The 1,075-nt window shown below is 37.9% G+C and carries 2 protein-coding genes; both read right to left on the bottom strand.

Going from position 1 to position 1,075, the window contains the following annotated elements:
• On the bottom strand, positions 1 to 729 hold a 729-nt coding region (gene cysD, locus VXQ92_RS20670; RefSeq protein ID WP_416683035.1), incomplete at its 3' end, for a sulfate adenylyltransferase subunit CysD.
• Positions 722 to 853 (bottom strand): hypothetical protein, encoded by a 132-nt coding sequence (locus VXQ92_RS20665; RefSeq protein ID WP_002011285.1) that lies wholly within the window; start codon positions 851 to 853, stop codon positions 722 to 724. The genes VXQ92_RS20665 and cysD, both read right to left, overlap by 8 nt.
• Positions 854 to 1,075 lie beyond the last annotated feature (222 nt).

The raw sequence follows: 1,075 nt of genomic DNA, 5'->3' as shown, positions 1-1,075 counted from the left end.
AGACTTCATTTGTGGAACTTCACCCTCTTTTAAGCGCATACGTTCATCATCAACCATGATTAGCGTACCACTACGCTCAACCACAGGACGAACAGCAGAGAAATAAAGAGGAACAATTTGAATATTTTCTAAATAGATATATTGCCAGATATCCAACTCTGTCCAGTTTGATAACGGGAATACACGAATACTTTCGCCTTTGTTCACTTTACCGTTGTAAAGATTCCAAAGTTCAGGACGTTGGTTTTTAGGATCCCAACGATGTTTACTATCACGGAATGAATACACACGCTCTTTCGCACGTGATTTTTCTTCGTCACGGCGCGCCCCACCAAAAGCAGCATCGAACTGATATTTATCCAAAGCCTGTTTTAAAGCTTGGGTTTTCATAATATCCGTATATTTCGAACTGCCATGATCAAATGGGTTGATTCCTGCTTCACGGCCTTCTTTATTCTGATGAACAATTAAATCAAAACCATGTGTTTTTGCCATGTTATCGCGAAACGCGATCATGTCTTTAAACTTCCAGCCCGTATCAACATGTAATAAAGGGAAAGGAAGTTTTGCAGGATAAAATGCCTTCAATGCAAGATGAAGCATCACAGCCGAGTCTTTACCAATTGAGTAAAGCATGACTGGATTTTCAAATTCTGCGGCTACTTCACGGATAATATGAATACTCTCAGCTTCAAGTTGCTTGAGATGTGTAAGTCTTGATTCAGTCATGAACACGCCCTTCTCTATCCATTTTGCCCATAAAATCTAGAAGCGGTATTACACCACCACTTAGAAGACCATGTGGAGGAACGAGTGCCATAACAACTCCAATTTTTCGTGATAAATAGTCCAACCACAAGCCTTTATATGGCTTATAGCATTAGTTATGCATTATAGTGATTTAAAACCGATTCCTTTTGCTTGTTTTTTCATATTGATATTCAAATTCATCATATACATGTAATATGCTGATTCACTTATACAACTTTGTAATCCTAGCTTGTGTAGTCGACTTAAGCAAATCATGTTCTAGTCTTTAGATTTCTTTAAAAACCATAAAAAAAGAGAAGCTTTG

This window comes from Acinetobacter sp. 228 (genome assembly GCF_048147885.1).
This window is presented reverse-complemented; position numbering and strand designations above follow the sequence as displayed.